Source organism: Halopenitus sp. H-Gu1, from assembly GCF_041821145.1.
Classification (GTDB): domain Archaea; phylum Halobacteriota; class Halobacteria; order Halobacteriales; family Haloferacaceae; genus Halopenitus.
Map to the genome: position 1 here is coordinate 16,017 of NZ_JBGUBC010000028.1, position 12,715 is coordinate 28,731.

At 57.2% G+C, this 12,715-nt stretch carries 12 protein-coding genes and 1 pseudogene; 8 read left to right on the top strand and 5 right to left on the bottom strand.

All coding sequences use genetic code 11. From position 1 onward, the window contains the following. Positions 1 to 74: 74 nt before the first annotated feature. From ACERIT_RS14620 to ACERIT_RS14640, 5 genes and pseudogenes are all read left to right on the top strand, one after another. Complete coding sequence (locus tag ACERIT_RS14620; protein ID WP_373675599.1) at positions 75 to 1,193, top strand: transposase; 1,119 nt, start codon at positions 75 to 77, stop codon at positions 1,191 to 1,193. 301 nt (positions 1,194 to 1,494) lie between these two features. Beyond that, positions 1,495 to 2,736, top strand: a complete 1,242-nt coding sequence (locus tag ACERIT_RS14625; protein WP_373675600.1) for an RNA-guided endonuclease InsQ/TnpB family protein — start codon at positions 1,495 to 1,497, stop codon at positions 2,734 to 2,736. Between the two features lie 60 nt (positions 2,737 to 2,796). Further along, positions 2,797 to 4,473: pseudogene (locus ACERIT_RS14630) on the top strand (transposase). A 338-nt stretch (positions 4,474 to 4,811) separates the two neighbouring features. Beyond that, complete coding sequence (locus ACERIT_RS14635) at positions 4,812 to 5,099, top strand: hypothetical protein (RefSeq protein ID WP_373675601.1); 288 nt, start codon at positions 4,812 to 4,814, stop codon at positions 5,097 to 5,099. Positions 5,100 to 5,102: 3 nt separating this feature from the next. Then, positions 5,103 to 5,624 (top strand): winged helix-turn-helix transcriptional regulator, encoded by a 522-nt coding sequence (locus ACERIT_RS14640; protein ID WP_373675602.1) that lies wholly within the window; start codon positions 5,103 to 5,105, stop codon positions 5,622 to 5,624. On the opposite strand, the gene ACERIT_RS14645 is transcribed toward ACERIT_RS14640, so the two are convergent. The 4 genes from ACERIT_RS14645 to ACERIT_RS14660 are packed head-to-tail and all read right to left on the bottom strand — an operon-like array spanning position 5,621 to position 7,629. After that, positions 5,621 to 6,163: a hypothetical protein gene (locus tag ACERIT_RS14645; RefSeq protein WP_373675603.1), complete on the bottom strand. Its 543-nt coding sequence runs from the start codon at positions 6,161 to 6,163 to the stop codon at positions 5,621 to 5,623. The two genes, ACERIT_RS14640 and ACERIT_RS14645, sit on opposite strands and share 4 nt — an antisense overlap. Next, positions 6,163 to 6,450, bottom strand: coding sequence for a thrombospondin type 3 repeat-containing protein (locus tag ACERIT_RS14650; RefSeq protein ID WP_373675604.1), 288 nt, complete (start codon positions 6,448 to 6,450; stop codon positions 6,163 to 6,165). Before ACERIT_RS14650 ends, ACERIT_RS14645 begins: the two co-directional genes overlap by 1 nt. Beyond that, entirely contained in the window at positions 6,434 to 7,303 is an 870-nt protein-coding gene (locus ACERIT_RS14655) for an FAD:protein FMN transferase (protein ID WP_373675605.1), read from the bottom strand. Before ACERIT_RS14655 ends, ACERIT_RS14650 begins: the two co-directional genes overlap by 17 nt. Before the next feature lie 5 nt (positions 7,304 to 7,308). Further along, on the bottom strand, positions 7,309 to 7,629 hold the full coding sequence (locus tag ACERIT_RS14660; RefSeq protein WP_373675606.1) for a hypothetical protein: 321 nt from the start codon (positions 7,627 to 7,629) through the stop codon (positions 7,309 to 7,311). Positions 7,630 to 8,045: 416 nt separating this feature from the next. On the opposite strand from ACERIT_RS14660, the gene ACERIT_RS14665 reads away from it, so the two are divergent. The 3 genes from ACERIT_RS14665 to ACERIT_RS14675 all read left to right on the top strand — a co-directional run bounded on the left by ACERIT_RS14665 (position 8,046) and on the right by ACERIT_RS14675 (position 12,131). Continuing rightward, complete coding sequence (locus ACERIT_RS14665; protein WP_373675607.1) at positions 8,046 to 8,645, top strand: hypothetical protein; 600 nt, start codon at positions 8,046 to 8,048, stop codon at positions 8,643 to 8,645. A 95-nt stretch (positions 8,646 to 8,740) separates the two neighbouring features. Next, entirely contained in the window at positions 8,741 to 10,453 is a 1,713-nt protein-coding gene (locus ACERIT_RS14670; protein ID WP_373675608.1) for a transposase, read from the top strand. A 313-nt stretch (positions 10,454 to 10,766) separates the two neighbouring features. Further along, positions 10,767 to 12,131, top strand: coding sequence for a restriction endonuclease (locus ACERIT_RS14675; RefSeq protein WP_373675609.1), 1,365 nt, complete (start codon positions 10,767 to 10,769; stop codon positions 12,129 to 12,131). Between the two features lie 71 nt (positions 12,132 to 12,202). Here ACERIT_RS14675 and ACERIT_RS14680 read toward each other — a convergent pair. Then, the coding region (locus ACERIT_RS14680) for a DEAD/DEAH box helicase (protein WP_373675610.1) at positions 12,203 to 12,715 on the bottom strand (513 nt) is incomplete at its 5' end.

Genomic DNA, 12,715 nt, shown 5'->3' on the forward strand with positions numbered 1-12,715 from the left:
GGCGAAAACCCACGGCTTTACAGTAGTTGCTGAAGCAGGAGAGAGTCGATTATCGTCGCGGTCGTTGTTTCGATATGGTCGAGACAGCCGAGGCGAACCAGGTGAGTCGAGCAGCGTCATCGCTGCTGTTTTCGGAGCTTGACTTTGATGTCGCAGCTAACAGCACGTATCCGGGCGAAGACTTCCAACGAGTTCTCGCTCGGATCGCCTTCGACAACGAGTTTGCGAACGCTGGTGCGAAAGCCTACCAACTCGCTCGTGGTGAGGATGTAGACGTCGGAGCCCAGTCACGGAATCCACTGGCCAGAGCACTTTTGTACCATCTTCGCGGCCTTCCCGCGGACGCGGTCACCAATCAGTTCGACCGCGTCCGTGATGCCGTGCTCGACGAAGCTGCTCGCAACCGTCTGTTCACACGGCCCGTCGACGTTGCGATCGACGTTCATGACTGGCTGTACTACGGTGACAGCGAGACACCGCATGTCTCCCGGACTGATCCCGATCGAGGAACAGACTGCGCCTACAAGTTCGCCACCATCTGTATCGTTGATCCGAGCGTCCGATTCACGCTGGGCTGGGTAGCGCTGGACGGTGAGGATACCGACGAGTTGGCGGACGCGCTCTACCAGCTCATCTCTCAGGCCAGAGAATACGTCGATATCAATCGTGTCTACCTCGACCGTGGCTTCTATCGCGTCCATCTCGCGTTGGCGCTGGAAGAGCTAGGCGTCGAGTTCGTCATGCGTGCGCCACAGACGCGGAAGGTACAGCGATTCATCGCCGACCACGACGAAGATACGTTCGTCGCGGAGTACGAAATGGCGCGGTCGAACCCACCGACAGGCCGGACGACAGTCCGGCTCGTCGTTGTCCCGCATCGCTCCCGTGAGGACGATCACTTCTGCCTGGTCACCAACCGCGAGGTCACGCGTGACCTCGCCCAACCGCTGGCAGAAGCCTACCGTCGGCGGTGGGGTATCGAAACATCCTACCGAAAGGTCACGGAGTTTCTCCCGAGAACGTCCTCACCGACGTTCTCTGTCCGGTTGTTCTACTTTCTGTTTGCTGTGGCGCTCTACAATCTGTGGGTGTTAACGAACCTGCTACTCACACCAGACCGGGCGGTCGGGAGCACTCCCGTCCTCCCGACCGCCCTGTTTCAGCAGTTTCTCGGTCCAATTCCAGACGGGTAGCGTCTCACTCGGCGGCTGACTCGGGCGTGCCGGCCCGAGTCAGGACGCCGCTGGCTACTGGCGAGACTGTCAGAACAGTCCTCGTCAGAGGTTCTGGGCCGGCAGTCAGCACCGCTCTCCCCAGATGGTAACGTCGATCTTGAACAGAGCCGAGAACGCAACTCCTCTTCAGCAGTTCTCGCAGCCGAATCAGCAACTACTGTTTAGCCGTGGGATGAAGCCGACAACTGGGACTCAAACCACGCTACAGTAGCAGCCCGACTCTCCAACGTTTAAGAAACATCAGTACTACATATAAGATATGGAGGTGCGGCGTACCGTCCCCGTTGCACTCGACGTGGACAGCGACGACGCCGCACTCCTCGAAGAGACCGTAGACACCTTCCTCTGGTCGGCACAGTACGTCGTAGACCACGCTTTCCAAGGCGAGTACGTCACCACCAGCAAAACCACGCTGGACGACGAAACCTACGACGACGTGCGTGAGAAAACGGACGGATTCAACGGTGGACTGGTACAAGCCGCTCGGAACAAGGCCGCTGAAGCCTGCAAAAGCGTCGTCGCACGCTGGAAAAACGGCAAGAAAGCTTCGAAGCCGACGTTTACCAGTCCACACATCGTCTACGACCACCGAACCGCCACATTCCACGACAACTACGTGTCTCTCGCCACCACAGACGGTCGCATCGAAGCCGACTACGTACTGCCCGACGAGGATAGTGACACGCCGCACTCAGAGTACCGGTTTTCAGACGAATACGAAATCACGGGTGCGGAACTGCACTACCACGACGGCGGCTGGGTGCTTCACGTCCACTGCAAGAAGGAAGTGGAGTCAGGCACGTCGGAGAAGGCAGCTACTGGGAACGGAACGGTTCTTGGGGTTGACCTCGGCGTGAACAACCTCGCCGTCACCAGCACGGGCACGTTCTGGACGGGCAACGAGTTCGACCACTGGCGCAGAGAGTACGAGAATCGACGTGGCTCGCTCCAACAGTGCGGGACGCGGTGGGCACACGAGAACATCCAATCCGTTGGACGGAAGGAAGAAGGTCGGTTCACACAGACGCTCCACCGCATCAGCAACGAACTCGTTGCAGAAGCCCGAGAGAACGAGTGTTCTGTGATTGCGTTCGAGGATTTGACCGATATTCGTGAGCGGACTGGTGCGTCGTGGGGTCATAAGTGGGCGTTTGACCGACTCTACGAGTACGTTGAGTACAAGGCCGAAGAATACGGCATCTCCGTGGAGCAGGTTGACCCTGAGAACACGAGTCGGCGTTGCTCACACTGTGGGTTTACCCATCCCGATAACCGCGACGACGAGGAGTTCGAGTGTCTGAAGTGCGGGTACGAGAATCACGCCGACTACAACGCCGCGAAAAACATCGGCTTGCGGTATCTCCGTCGCAACCAAACAGGGGGCGACGGAGGCGCACCCTTGGGCGTGCGCTTGAACAGCGGGGCGCTGAAGGTGAACGGAGGCTATTCTCCTGCCGAGACATCGGCCAGAACGGGAGTCCACGCTGAATCCCACGGCTGAAGCCGTGGGTAGCTCAACGAAGAACTGTACTCATCAGGGCGAGGCAACTAGTGTTGAGTAGTGACGGCGACGCGCGGATCACAGCAGACTGTCTTCCGGTACATCGCACAACACCTCCACCATGATTGGCCGACGTACGATTCGACGCCACTCTACGACCGCAGCTCTCTAAGTGCAGTTGAGGAAGATATTCAGACGGTAGCGAGCGTCTAGTTCAAGCACAATGCACACGACTCGCTCACCGACTTCGTCTGTCGCCTTCCACTCGCGTATTTCGAGTTCGAGCCACACGACCGATACACGGAGTCGACGAGCTACGAAATGGACACCCTCTTTCGAGTGTTCGTACTGAAGGAACTCCACGGATGTGACCATGAGACAGTACTCGTCGAATTCCTTGATTGTCATCCCGGACTTCGCGAGCAACTCGGACTTGAGAGCATTCCGACTCAGTCGACGCTCTGGCGCAGTTGGCACGAGCGCTTCACAGCTGAGTTGCGTGAGACAGTCGAGACAGCCGCTCGGACAATCCTGATAAATGCCCAGAACGCAGGTGTGAGCGTTCCGCGTGGCCCGGACCGGACGCTCCCCCAGCGAGGGGACGACGCCGATGAGTCCAACTTAGACGGTCTGGCTGTACTGGAACAGGCGGAGGAGATCACTGTCCACGTCAAGCACGTCGTTTTCCCGGCGTTCTCGTTGGATCGTGGTGAAGGCTGTGAGATTCACGAGAACGCCTACTGGGATTTACAGACCTATCTCGGCCTTCGCGAGAACTTGGCTGCCAACGAGGGGGCTCGGAGCTTCATCTACGAGTCAACACGTGACCGGACACCACTCGGTCACGCTCATCGTGAGCATCTTCGAGAGCTCTCGATCGCAGAGATTCGCAAGATGTACCGCCACGCTGTGAAACGGTTACTGGATGAAGTCGCGGAGACGGAGGAGTTCTTCCGAGCGGGAATCGTCGCGATTGATATCACTGAAGCTGACCCGTTTACGGGTGATCGAACGGGCCACGAGGACGAAATCATTGGGACGAAAGAGAAGACCGACGAGTACGCCTACCAGTGGGCGACAGTCCAGCTGGTCGGCAACTCGGTTCCAATTGTGCTCGACGCTCGGCCAGTCCGACGAGGCGAGTCACGGAAGGCGATCGTCAAAGACCTACTCAACTCTGCCGAGGAGATGGTACACGTCGATAACGTGCTGATGGACCGGGAGTTCGATAGCCAGCACGTTCTGGAGATGATCAGCCAGCGCGGGCTGTCGTATGTCGTACCGAAGCGAATGCAAACCAGCGAAAAAGCGCAGGCAAAGCGGTTGCTCCGACGTGATCAGGACCGGTACGAGACCGACCGCAGGCTCCACCTCGGTAAGAACGAATGGCACGAAACGACGCTCATCGACCGCCGGAAAGAAGACTCAGAGCACGACGATCACCGGCAGTATTCGGTGTTCATGGCGAATAGAGGGAGTGGACACCTTACGGAATATGGCTACCGATGGGAGTTCGAGAGTGGCTACAGGTCTATCAAGCGTTTCATGGCTACCACGACATCGAAGAATTTCGGGCTGCGATTCTTCTATTTCGCGTTCGCGTGTCGGCTGTGCTCGATCTGGCGAGCCGTCGATTTGCTCGTGCAGGTCGAGTTGACCGGCAAGTATGAGCACTCGCCAATCGTGACGAACGCCGATACGCTGACGCTGCTGAAGAAGGAGACGGGAATCGGGTAGTGAGGTGATCTATTTGGGTAAGTCTACCGTCTGAGTGGCTACACTGCTGGAAGTCTCGAAAATTCGTGCATATGACTGTCAGTATACCAAGAGTGGTCGCTTGGAGAGACATCTGAGGCAGTTTTCGCTGACCGAATCGGTCATATTCACGCATCACAGGCCCGCTAAACCCGGTGTAGTCTCAACTTTCGACTCTCTATAGTAGTTGAGACTGGCCGTCTCAATGCATAAGATTGGATTCGACGGTTGAACGCCAATCGTTTTCCCCGCTACCCCCTTCGATTGAATTGTATCGATCGCCGAGCACGTCGCTCCGGCTGTGTGTACAGATACAACGTATGCCACTCGCTCAACTCCTCGAACAATACGTCAGTCTCGGTATCTTCGTTCTCGCTGCAGGGCTCAGCGTCCTCAGTTTCCTCGCATGGCGACGGGAACGTGATGTTCGTATGCGGATTGTCACGGTCGGGTACGCGATGTTCGCCGTCTACGGACTCATCGTGTTTCTCGAGTATCCACTGCTCCCGTATTTCCCGTACACCACGCTCGAACTGCTCGAACACGGGAGTGCAATCCTGATCCTCGGTGGCCTCTTAGCGTTTTTCGTCGCTTTGACGCGGGAGTGAGCAATGTCGGACCCGGATCTCGAACTGGCCTCTCGGCGGGAGATCTACCAGCGGATAGCCGATACGCCCGGGATTCACTTTCGCGCGCTCCTCGACGATCTTGAGTACGCACAAGGGACGCTCCAGTACCAGCTCAGGTGGCTCGCCGATAAGGACCTGATCGACGTCTCGGACGACGGAAAGTACACGCGGTACTATCCGGCTGCCGAGTTCGACGAAGCCGATCGAATAGTGATGAACGCGCTGCGCCGGGAATACAGTCGCCGCATCCTCGCACATCTTCTCACGGACGGTCCGCTTTCGACAACCGAACTCAGCGACCGCCTCGACAAGGCACAATCGACCGTCTCGTGGCATCTTTCGAAGCTCGCCGAGGCTGACCTCGTCACGAAAGAACGCGACGGCCGAAGTGTGGTCTACGAGGTCAGCGATCCTGACCAAGTCAGATACCTCTATACGGTTCACCAGCGCTCGTTCACTGACAAAGTCGTCGACCGGATTCTGGGGCTCTGGGACAGCTACTAACTCGGGGTCGAGTTTGACGGAATCCCTCGAAGCACTAACAGACGCAACAGCAGCACGTACACGAGAAACGCCACTGAGGGTCCCAGCAGAGGACGGATGAGTCCCGTCAGATCAGTCCCGATTGCGGCCGCGTGAATTGTCCCGAAGGCGAACCCAGCATACGCGAATGAGTGGACGACGCGTGGGCCCCAAGGGCGCTGGAAGCGTTTTGCGTCAGTAAAGCCAAGCACCGCGACGACAAGCATGAGCAGTGCCCCCGCACCTACGGCGATGCCGCCGAGAAAGTACGGCATCGAGTATGCCGGCGCTGGAACCTGTCCGGTGACGACGAACCACGCATCAAGGACACCGAGTCCCGCGTGTAGCAACGTGACGATTATCGCGAACACGGATAATTCGATATGGATTCGTTGAGCGGCCTCGTGGAGCATTCCAAACGAATCCGTGTTGTAGAGGATTCCCGTGAGAACTGCCAGATACAACGCCGGATACGTCACGAGTGCGGCACCTCGGTCGAGGAGCCAGACGAGTTGTGACATTACGATGCCCCTGTCGTTTCGACGACATCGGGACAGCCGTCCGTGTCCTGGAACCCATTTTTCGTTTCCGGTCGTGTCGGACACTTGTCAGCGGAGTCGTTGATGCCATCTCCATCGTAATCGGCTGGGGCCTGTCGCGTCGAAACGGTCTGATCGACGAGGTCGCTTTGTTTTTGTTCGGTCGCTTGGGCGGCACGCACGTCACCGATCTGCCAAAGAGCCGGGACAGCCACCACTAAGACGACCATCGCCACGACGGTGATTCGTTGCTTATGTGTCCAGGACATGTGTCTCAAAGCCCTCTGTCGTATGAAAGACGCCATCGTGGATGATGAGCGCCTCCAGACCCTCCCACTCTGATGCTAATTCGCGTGCCTTGGCAAGTGGAAGTGCCGCGAGGGTCGTCGCCAGGGCGTCGGCTTCCATACAGTCTCGGCGCGCCACGACGGTGACCGATTCATGGCGAGAGCCGAGCGATTCGGTGGTCGGATCGTAGACGTGGTCAGTGCCGTTTCGCGACCGTCGGTATCCGCCGGATGTTGCGACGTACCAGTCCGTGTCGAGGACCTTCAGCGGTGTGTTGTCACCGTACGGGCTCTCGATGGCGACCGGTCCCGTCGGTGGGGACATGTCACCGCCACCACTGACGAACCCACGTCGGCCGACGCCGTCGAGTGCTTCGCTGGCCCGATCAACGATGTACCCTTTGGCAAGGCCATTCAGGTCGAGTTCGACATCGGTCGTGATGTGAGATCCGCTGATTTGGACAGTTCCGGCATCAAACTCTGTTGGTAGCGTTTCATTGTCACCACGCAAGAACGTTTTGAGGTCGTGTTCGACGCGGCCCTGATGAATATCGAACACCCCCTCGGTCCGGTCGTTGTATTCCAGCCCACGGCGGACGATACGGGCGACGTGTTCGTTCATTACCTCCCCTTCACGATTGAGCTGGCTGACGGCACTCGCCGCATCGAAGGCGTTCAGCTGGGCTTCGAGTGATTCAGCCGTTTTTCGGGCCGCAGTTGCCCCAGCCTTGGCCCGAACGCCCGTCGCCTGAATCCGAAACGTCGTGTCGCAACACTCGAACTCGCGGTGGGTGTCCCCGAATCGTTCGTACACCGATGCGAGCGATCCCATCATCTCGGTCACTCGTCCTCTTCGTGTTCTTCGTCCTCGTGTTCCTCGTCGTCTTCATCCTCGTCGTCTTCTTCATACTCCTCGTGTTCTTCGTCCTCGTATCCGGACTGTGTCTGGACTGCTGGGGTGAACTCCTGATTCGGCGTCGGCGCATCCGCAGTAACCTGTTGTAAGGATTCTGACGCGGGCGTATCTGGTGAGTTAGGTTGCTCGCCAGCCTGCGCGAGACCGCCACCGGGTAGCGCGAGGGCCCCGGCGACACCAGCTGTGAGGAGCGCACCGACGAGCGTGAAGGCGACGAGTTTGTTTTTCGGGACGGGAACGCGCATGATTATCTACCCCTCGGTTCAGAACCACTATCTTCGACGTGTCGGTCGTTGCGTTCTGCCATTGCAGATAGAGGGTTGAAACAGCCTTAGTAAGGCGTTCGCGTCCAACCATCGAATTTTCGTACAGCTATCGAATCGGTTCAGAGCGCGAGGTGGATTCTGAGTATGTCTGTGACTTCGTTATTGAGCAGCTGCCACTACTGGTGATCCCCTGTTTGCTCTGCGTACGGAATGATTCGGCGGTTGTACGAGGATTCGATAGATGGACGCGAACGAACTTTTCGGCGTTGTATCTACGTATTTCTATGCAGACTCGTTTACAGCGAGCAAGTCTGGTCGTTGTACTCCTGCTAGTCGTTAGTGGAGTCGGCACTGTTCAAGCGGGGGCATCACCAGTAAATGGTGATCATGCAGTTGTGGAAAATCTCGACGCAACAGAACAGTCACTCCCTCCTGTTGCGGACGTGGATGAATTGGATGGTAAGGAAGAGGAAGGTGAAGATGCAGAGGATTCGGACGAAGATGAGACAGGCGCTAGTCTGATTGGAGATTGGTGGGGCCTTGGTGGCGAAGTGAATGAGGCTCCGTACATTGGTGTGGTTGAAGCTGGCGTTGTCTTTCTCGTCCTCGGTGTCCTTGGGTACAGTATTGTAAAGCGAAAGCGATTGCTGCCAGTGCAATACCGTCGGTATCAGTTACAAACACACCAGTGGGTCGTTCTCATCGGGACAGCACTAACGCTGCCACACTTCATTGCTGTCGAAGAGTGGGAAGGCCTCGGTCTCGCAGTTGCTGTCTTACTCGGCGTAGAGGTGGCGAGTGGCCTGTACGGTCGATATCTACATCGGCACGTCGTCCGGCTTGGACGAGGAGATGAGACACCGTCAGTCGTTGGCCGTGTGCTGACCGTCACCAAAGAGACTCTCTTTTCACGATGGCGACGAGTACACGTCTTGCTGACTGTTGTCACTGCTATCGTCCTCGTCCTCCACATTATCACTGCAATCGGTGACTGACCTTCTCGTGGTCTCGACTCAGCCTGATAGTAGAGGACTGGCAGCAAAGTTGGAATTGGCCCGTTTCGGACAGTGCCACACATCTTTCGATGGAGATGAGTCCGTACACGAGTCAGGGGTATGGAGTTCTAGTGGTCCCGAGTAACACTTCCCGCCGTGATGTCTTTCGACGAATCGCTCAACGCCCACACGTCGATTGGCCGGCCTACGACTCGACGCCACTGTACGACCAAAGTTCACTGACAGCGCTCACAGAGGATATCCGGACCGTCTCGGGGATCTGGTTCGAACACAGCGCTCACAACTCGGTTGAGGGGTTCGTCTGTCAGTATCCACTATCCTACGTGGAGTTCAATTCCCACGACCAGTACTCTGGTCCGACTCGATACGAGATGCCACAGCTCTTCAGGGCGTTCGTGCTGAAAGAGATACACGGCTGGAGCCACGAAACCGCGCTTGTCGAGTATCTCCGGCAGCACCCAGGACCCCGTCACTCGCTCGGGTTCGACTCCGTCCCCGACCAGTCGACACTCTGGCGCAGTTGGAACCAGCGCTTCAGTGCTGACCTCCGTGGGGCGGTCGAGAGGACGGCGCGGACGATTCTCAGCAACGCACAGAATGCCGGTGTTGCGATTCCTCGTGACCCGGAACCGAAGCTCCAGTACCACAACGACGAGTCTAGTGCGACCGATCCGGACGAACAGACTGTTTTGGAAGAAACAGCGAAGCTCACTGACCACGTCAGCCGTGTCGTCTTTCCGGCGTTCTCGCTGGACCGTGGCGAGAGCTGTGAGATCCACGAGAACGCCTACTGGGACTTACAGACGTATCTCGGACTCCGTGAGAGACTGGCTGCGAACGAAGGGGCTCGCAGTTTCGTACATGAATCCACTCGGGATCGGACACCGCTAGGCCACGCCCATCGGGAGCAAATTCGGGACCTCTCGATTGACCAAGTGCGGGAGATGTACCGGCAGGCCATCACTCGGCTCCTGAACGAAGTTGCGGAAACAGAGGAGTTCTTTCGAGCTGGAATCGTCGCGATCGATATTACCGAAGCTGACCCGTTCACCGGCGATAGAACGGGCCACAAAGACGAGATCATCGGGACAAAGGAGCAGACCGACGAGTACGCCTATCAGTGGGCGACGGTCCAGTTGGTCGGGAATGCCGTCCCGATTGTGCTGGACGCGCGCCCCGTCCGAAAGGGGGAGACACGATTGGAAATCGTCGAGGACTTGCTGGATTTGGCTGAGGACCTCGTCCACGTCGATAACGTGCTGATGGATCGGGAGTTCGATAGCCAGCACATCTTGGAGATGATCAGCCAGCGCGGGCTCTCCTACGTCGTTCCCAAGCGGATGCAGACCAGCGAGAAAGCCCAGGCCAAGCGATTGCTTCGACGTGATCAAGACCGCTACGAGACCGACCGGAAGCTCCACCTCGGCAAGAACGAATGGCACGAGACGACGCTGATCTACCGTCGGAAAGAAGACTCTGAGCACGACAACCACCGGCAGTACTCGGTGTTTATGACGAATTGCGGGAGCGGTCACCTCACAGAGTACGGGTTTCGGTGGGAGATCGAGAGCGGCTACAGGTCGATAAAGCGGTTTATGGCGGCGACGACGTCGAAGAATTTCGGGCTCCGATTCTTCTACTTCGCATTTGCGTGTCTCTTGTACTCGATTTGGCGAGCGGTCGATTTGCTCGTACAGGTCGCGTTGACTAGTGAGTACGAGCACTCACCCATTGTGACAGCCGACAATACGCTCACGCTGCTGAAGAAGGAGACCGGAATCGGATAGAGAGATACTCTGTCCGGGACAATCCGGATTCCTGAGTGGCAACACTGTCGGGAATCTTGGAAATTCACCGGTCTAGTTGGTAGTACGACACGAGAAGACTATCGAGAGTAGATCCGAAGCAGCTTCGCCTCGAAAATTCGCCCGAAACCACGCATCACAGTCCTGCTAAACCCGCTGTAGTCTCAACTTCCACCAGACGGCGCCGGGGCTCTGTGAGAGGAGTGAACAATATCCGTTGTCACGTCGCCGTGTTTTCACCGTCTGCCTCGACAACGTATATAGTAGTAGCAACTTATACTCCACTTGGAACGGAATGGCTGTACTGGACGACCTCTCCGGATTCGAGTTCGAGGACGTGATGGAAGACGTCTTCCGAAATCTCGGCTACGAGAACGTCCGCCAGGCCGATCGAACCGCCGACGAGGGCCGGGACGTCATCATGGAGGAGGTCGTCGACGGACAACGGCGCGCAATCATCGTCGAGTGCAAGCACACGGATACAGTCGGACGGCCGGTCGTGCAGAAATTACATTCGGCCATCGCGACGTTCGACTTCAAGGGGCCAAAGCAGGGGATGGTCGTCACAACCGGCCGGTTCACGAACCCGGCCCAGGAGTACGCAGAACGGCTCCAGCAGAACGTCGATCCCCATCCTATCGAGCTGCTCGACGGCGAGGACCTCCGGGAGATCGCCGATGAGATCGGCCTCGACCTCTACAACGGTCGAATCGAAATCCTCTGTGACGAAACACTCCGTCCCTACGATCCCGCGGCCGACGTCGACGCACCGGTCAAGGAAGCGTTCCGCGACATTGAGAACATTGAGGCCACCGACCTGCCGGCGCCACGCTCGGAGACGACATTTCGGCCGGTCGTGGCAGTCACCGCTGACACCAACGCGGTCTTCGAGACATCAGTCGGCGTCATCCACCGAATCAACGAACGGACGCGGTTTGTCGTTCACGCTGACCGCGGACATCCCCAGGTAGCTGACGACGACGTCGCGACGCTGGTCACCGAAAACCTGCACGCGACGGTCGACCTGGACACCGATCGATTCGGCGAGGTATTCGACGAGGTCAAGGAGCGCCGGTTTGGCCAGACGCAGACCGAGTACAAGGAGTGGGCCGTTGAGCGACTCCAGCAGCACCACACGACGACGGTCACCTATACCGGCGACAACAACGTCACGTACAACAAGACCTGCGAGCCGAACCGCTCGGATATCTCCGTCCAGTCGATCAAACCGGTGTACCTTCCCGAGGTTCGGCACACCATCGACCTCAAAGAGTACACCTATCCCTACGAATACTACGCGACGGGCCCGTCAAGAGTGACCGCCGAGGACGGAATCCATCGCTGCGTCCACTGCGAGACGAACGGCGTCGACGAGACGTACACCTACTGTCCCAACTGTGGAGCGATCGCCTGCGACAGCCACACCAAGACCGAACGGCTAAAGCAGGAACCGGTCTGTACGGGCTGTGCCGTAACTGAGCGGTTCGCGTTGAAGACGAAGTACTTCTACGACGAAGACAATCTCGAGGCCTTCCGTGAGGAGTACACCGATATGCCGATCCATGAGAAGGCGATGGAGAACAAACTCTTAGCTGGCGGGAGTGTGGTTGCGACGCTGCTAGTTGTCGTCGGGCTACTCGTCATCAGCGGTGTTATCTAGATTACGACGAGTCTCCAGATTGAGGAGCTCAAATAAATGCCAGCTGGGACCAATCCTCACCGGATAGTTTGTTATCCGACCATCCTTCCTTGTTTATCGATATACTCTTGGAGGCGACGATAGAGATCAGCGCAACTTGTAGAGGAATCTCGGTGGGAGGCAACCGACGAGAATGTTTCCCAATTACCAATCAAAACGAGTCGCTTCTTTGCACGAGTGAGTGCGACGTTCAATCGACGAGGCCCCTCATTAGGGAACGCCAGGAATCCGGAGTTGTTCCGGTCATTACTCACCGTGAAGGACACGATGATTACCTCCCGTTGACCTCCTTGGAAGGAGTCAATGGTTTGTACCTTGATGCTCTCTGCTTTGTCTGCATCAAATTCAGAAACCAGCTCACTCTCTACGAGGTCTCTCTGACCAGTGTAAGGCGTGATCACTCCAATGTCATTTGCATCAACCCCGGCGTTCAGTGACTTTTGAACTTGTGCAACAACGACTTCTGCTTCGTGTGGATTTGCACGTGAATTCCCTCGGTCGGATTCTGGGTTAGTTATGTCTATTCCAACTAATGGTTGTAACTC

Coding starts and splice junctions, on each gene's coding strand:
- ACERIT_RS14620 (WP_373675599.1), top strand. CDS start 75: ATGGTCGAGACAGCCGAGGCGAACCAGGTGAGTCGAGCAGCGTCATCG.
- ACERIT_RS14660 (WP_373675606.1), bottom strand. CDS start 7,629: ATGCGCGTTCCCGTCCCGAAAAACAAACTCGTCGCCTTCACGCTCGTC.
- ACERIT_RS14625 (WP_373675600.1), top strand. CDS start 1,495: ATGGAGGTGCGGCGTACCGTCCCCGTTGCACTCGACGTGGACAGCGAC.
- ACERIT_RS14675 (WP_373675609.1), top strand. CDS start 10,767: ATGGCTGTACTGGACGACCTCTCCGGATTCGAGTTCGAGGACGTGATG.
- ACERIT_RS14670 (WP_373675608.1), top strand. CDS start 8,741: ATGAGTCCGTACACGAGTCAGGGGTATGGAGTTCTAGTGGTCCCGAGT.
- ACERIT_RS14655 (WP_373675605.1), bottom strand. CDS start 7,303: ATGATGGGATCGCTCGCATCGGTGTACGAACGATTCGGGGACACCCAC.
- ACERIT_RS14650 (WP_373675604.1), bottom strand. CDS start 6,450: ATGTCCTGGACACATAAGCAACGAATCACCGTCGTGGCGATGGTCGTC.
- ACERIT_RS14645 (WP_373675603.1), bottom strand. CDS start 6,163: ATGTCACAACTCGTCTGGCTCCTCGACCGAGGTGCCGCACTCGTGACG.
- ACERIT_RS14640 (WP_373675602.1), top strand. CDS start 5,103: ATGTCGGACCCGGATCTCGAACTGGCCTCTCGGCGGGAGATCTACCAG.
- ACERIT_RS14635 (WP_373675601.1), top strand. CDS start 4,812: ATGCCACTCGCTCAACTCCTCGAACAATACGTCAGTCTCGGTATCTTC.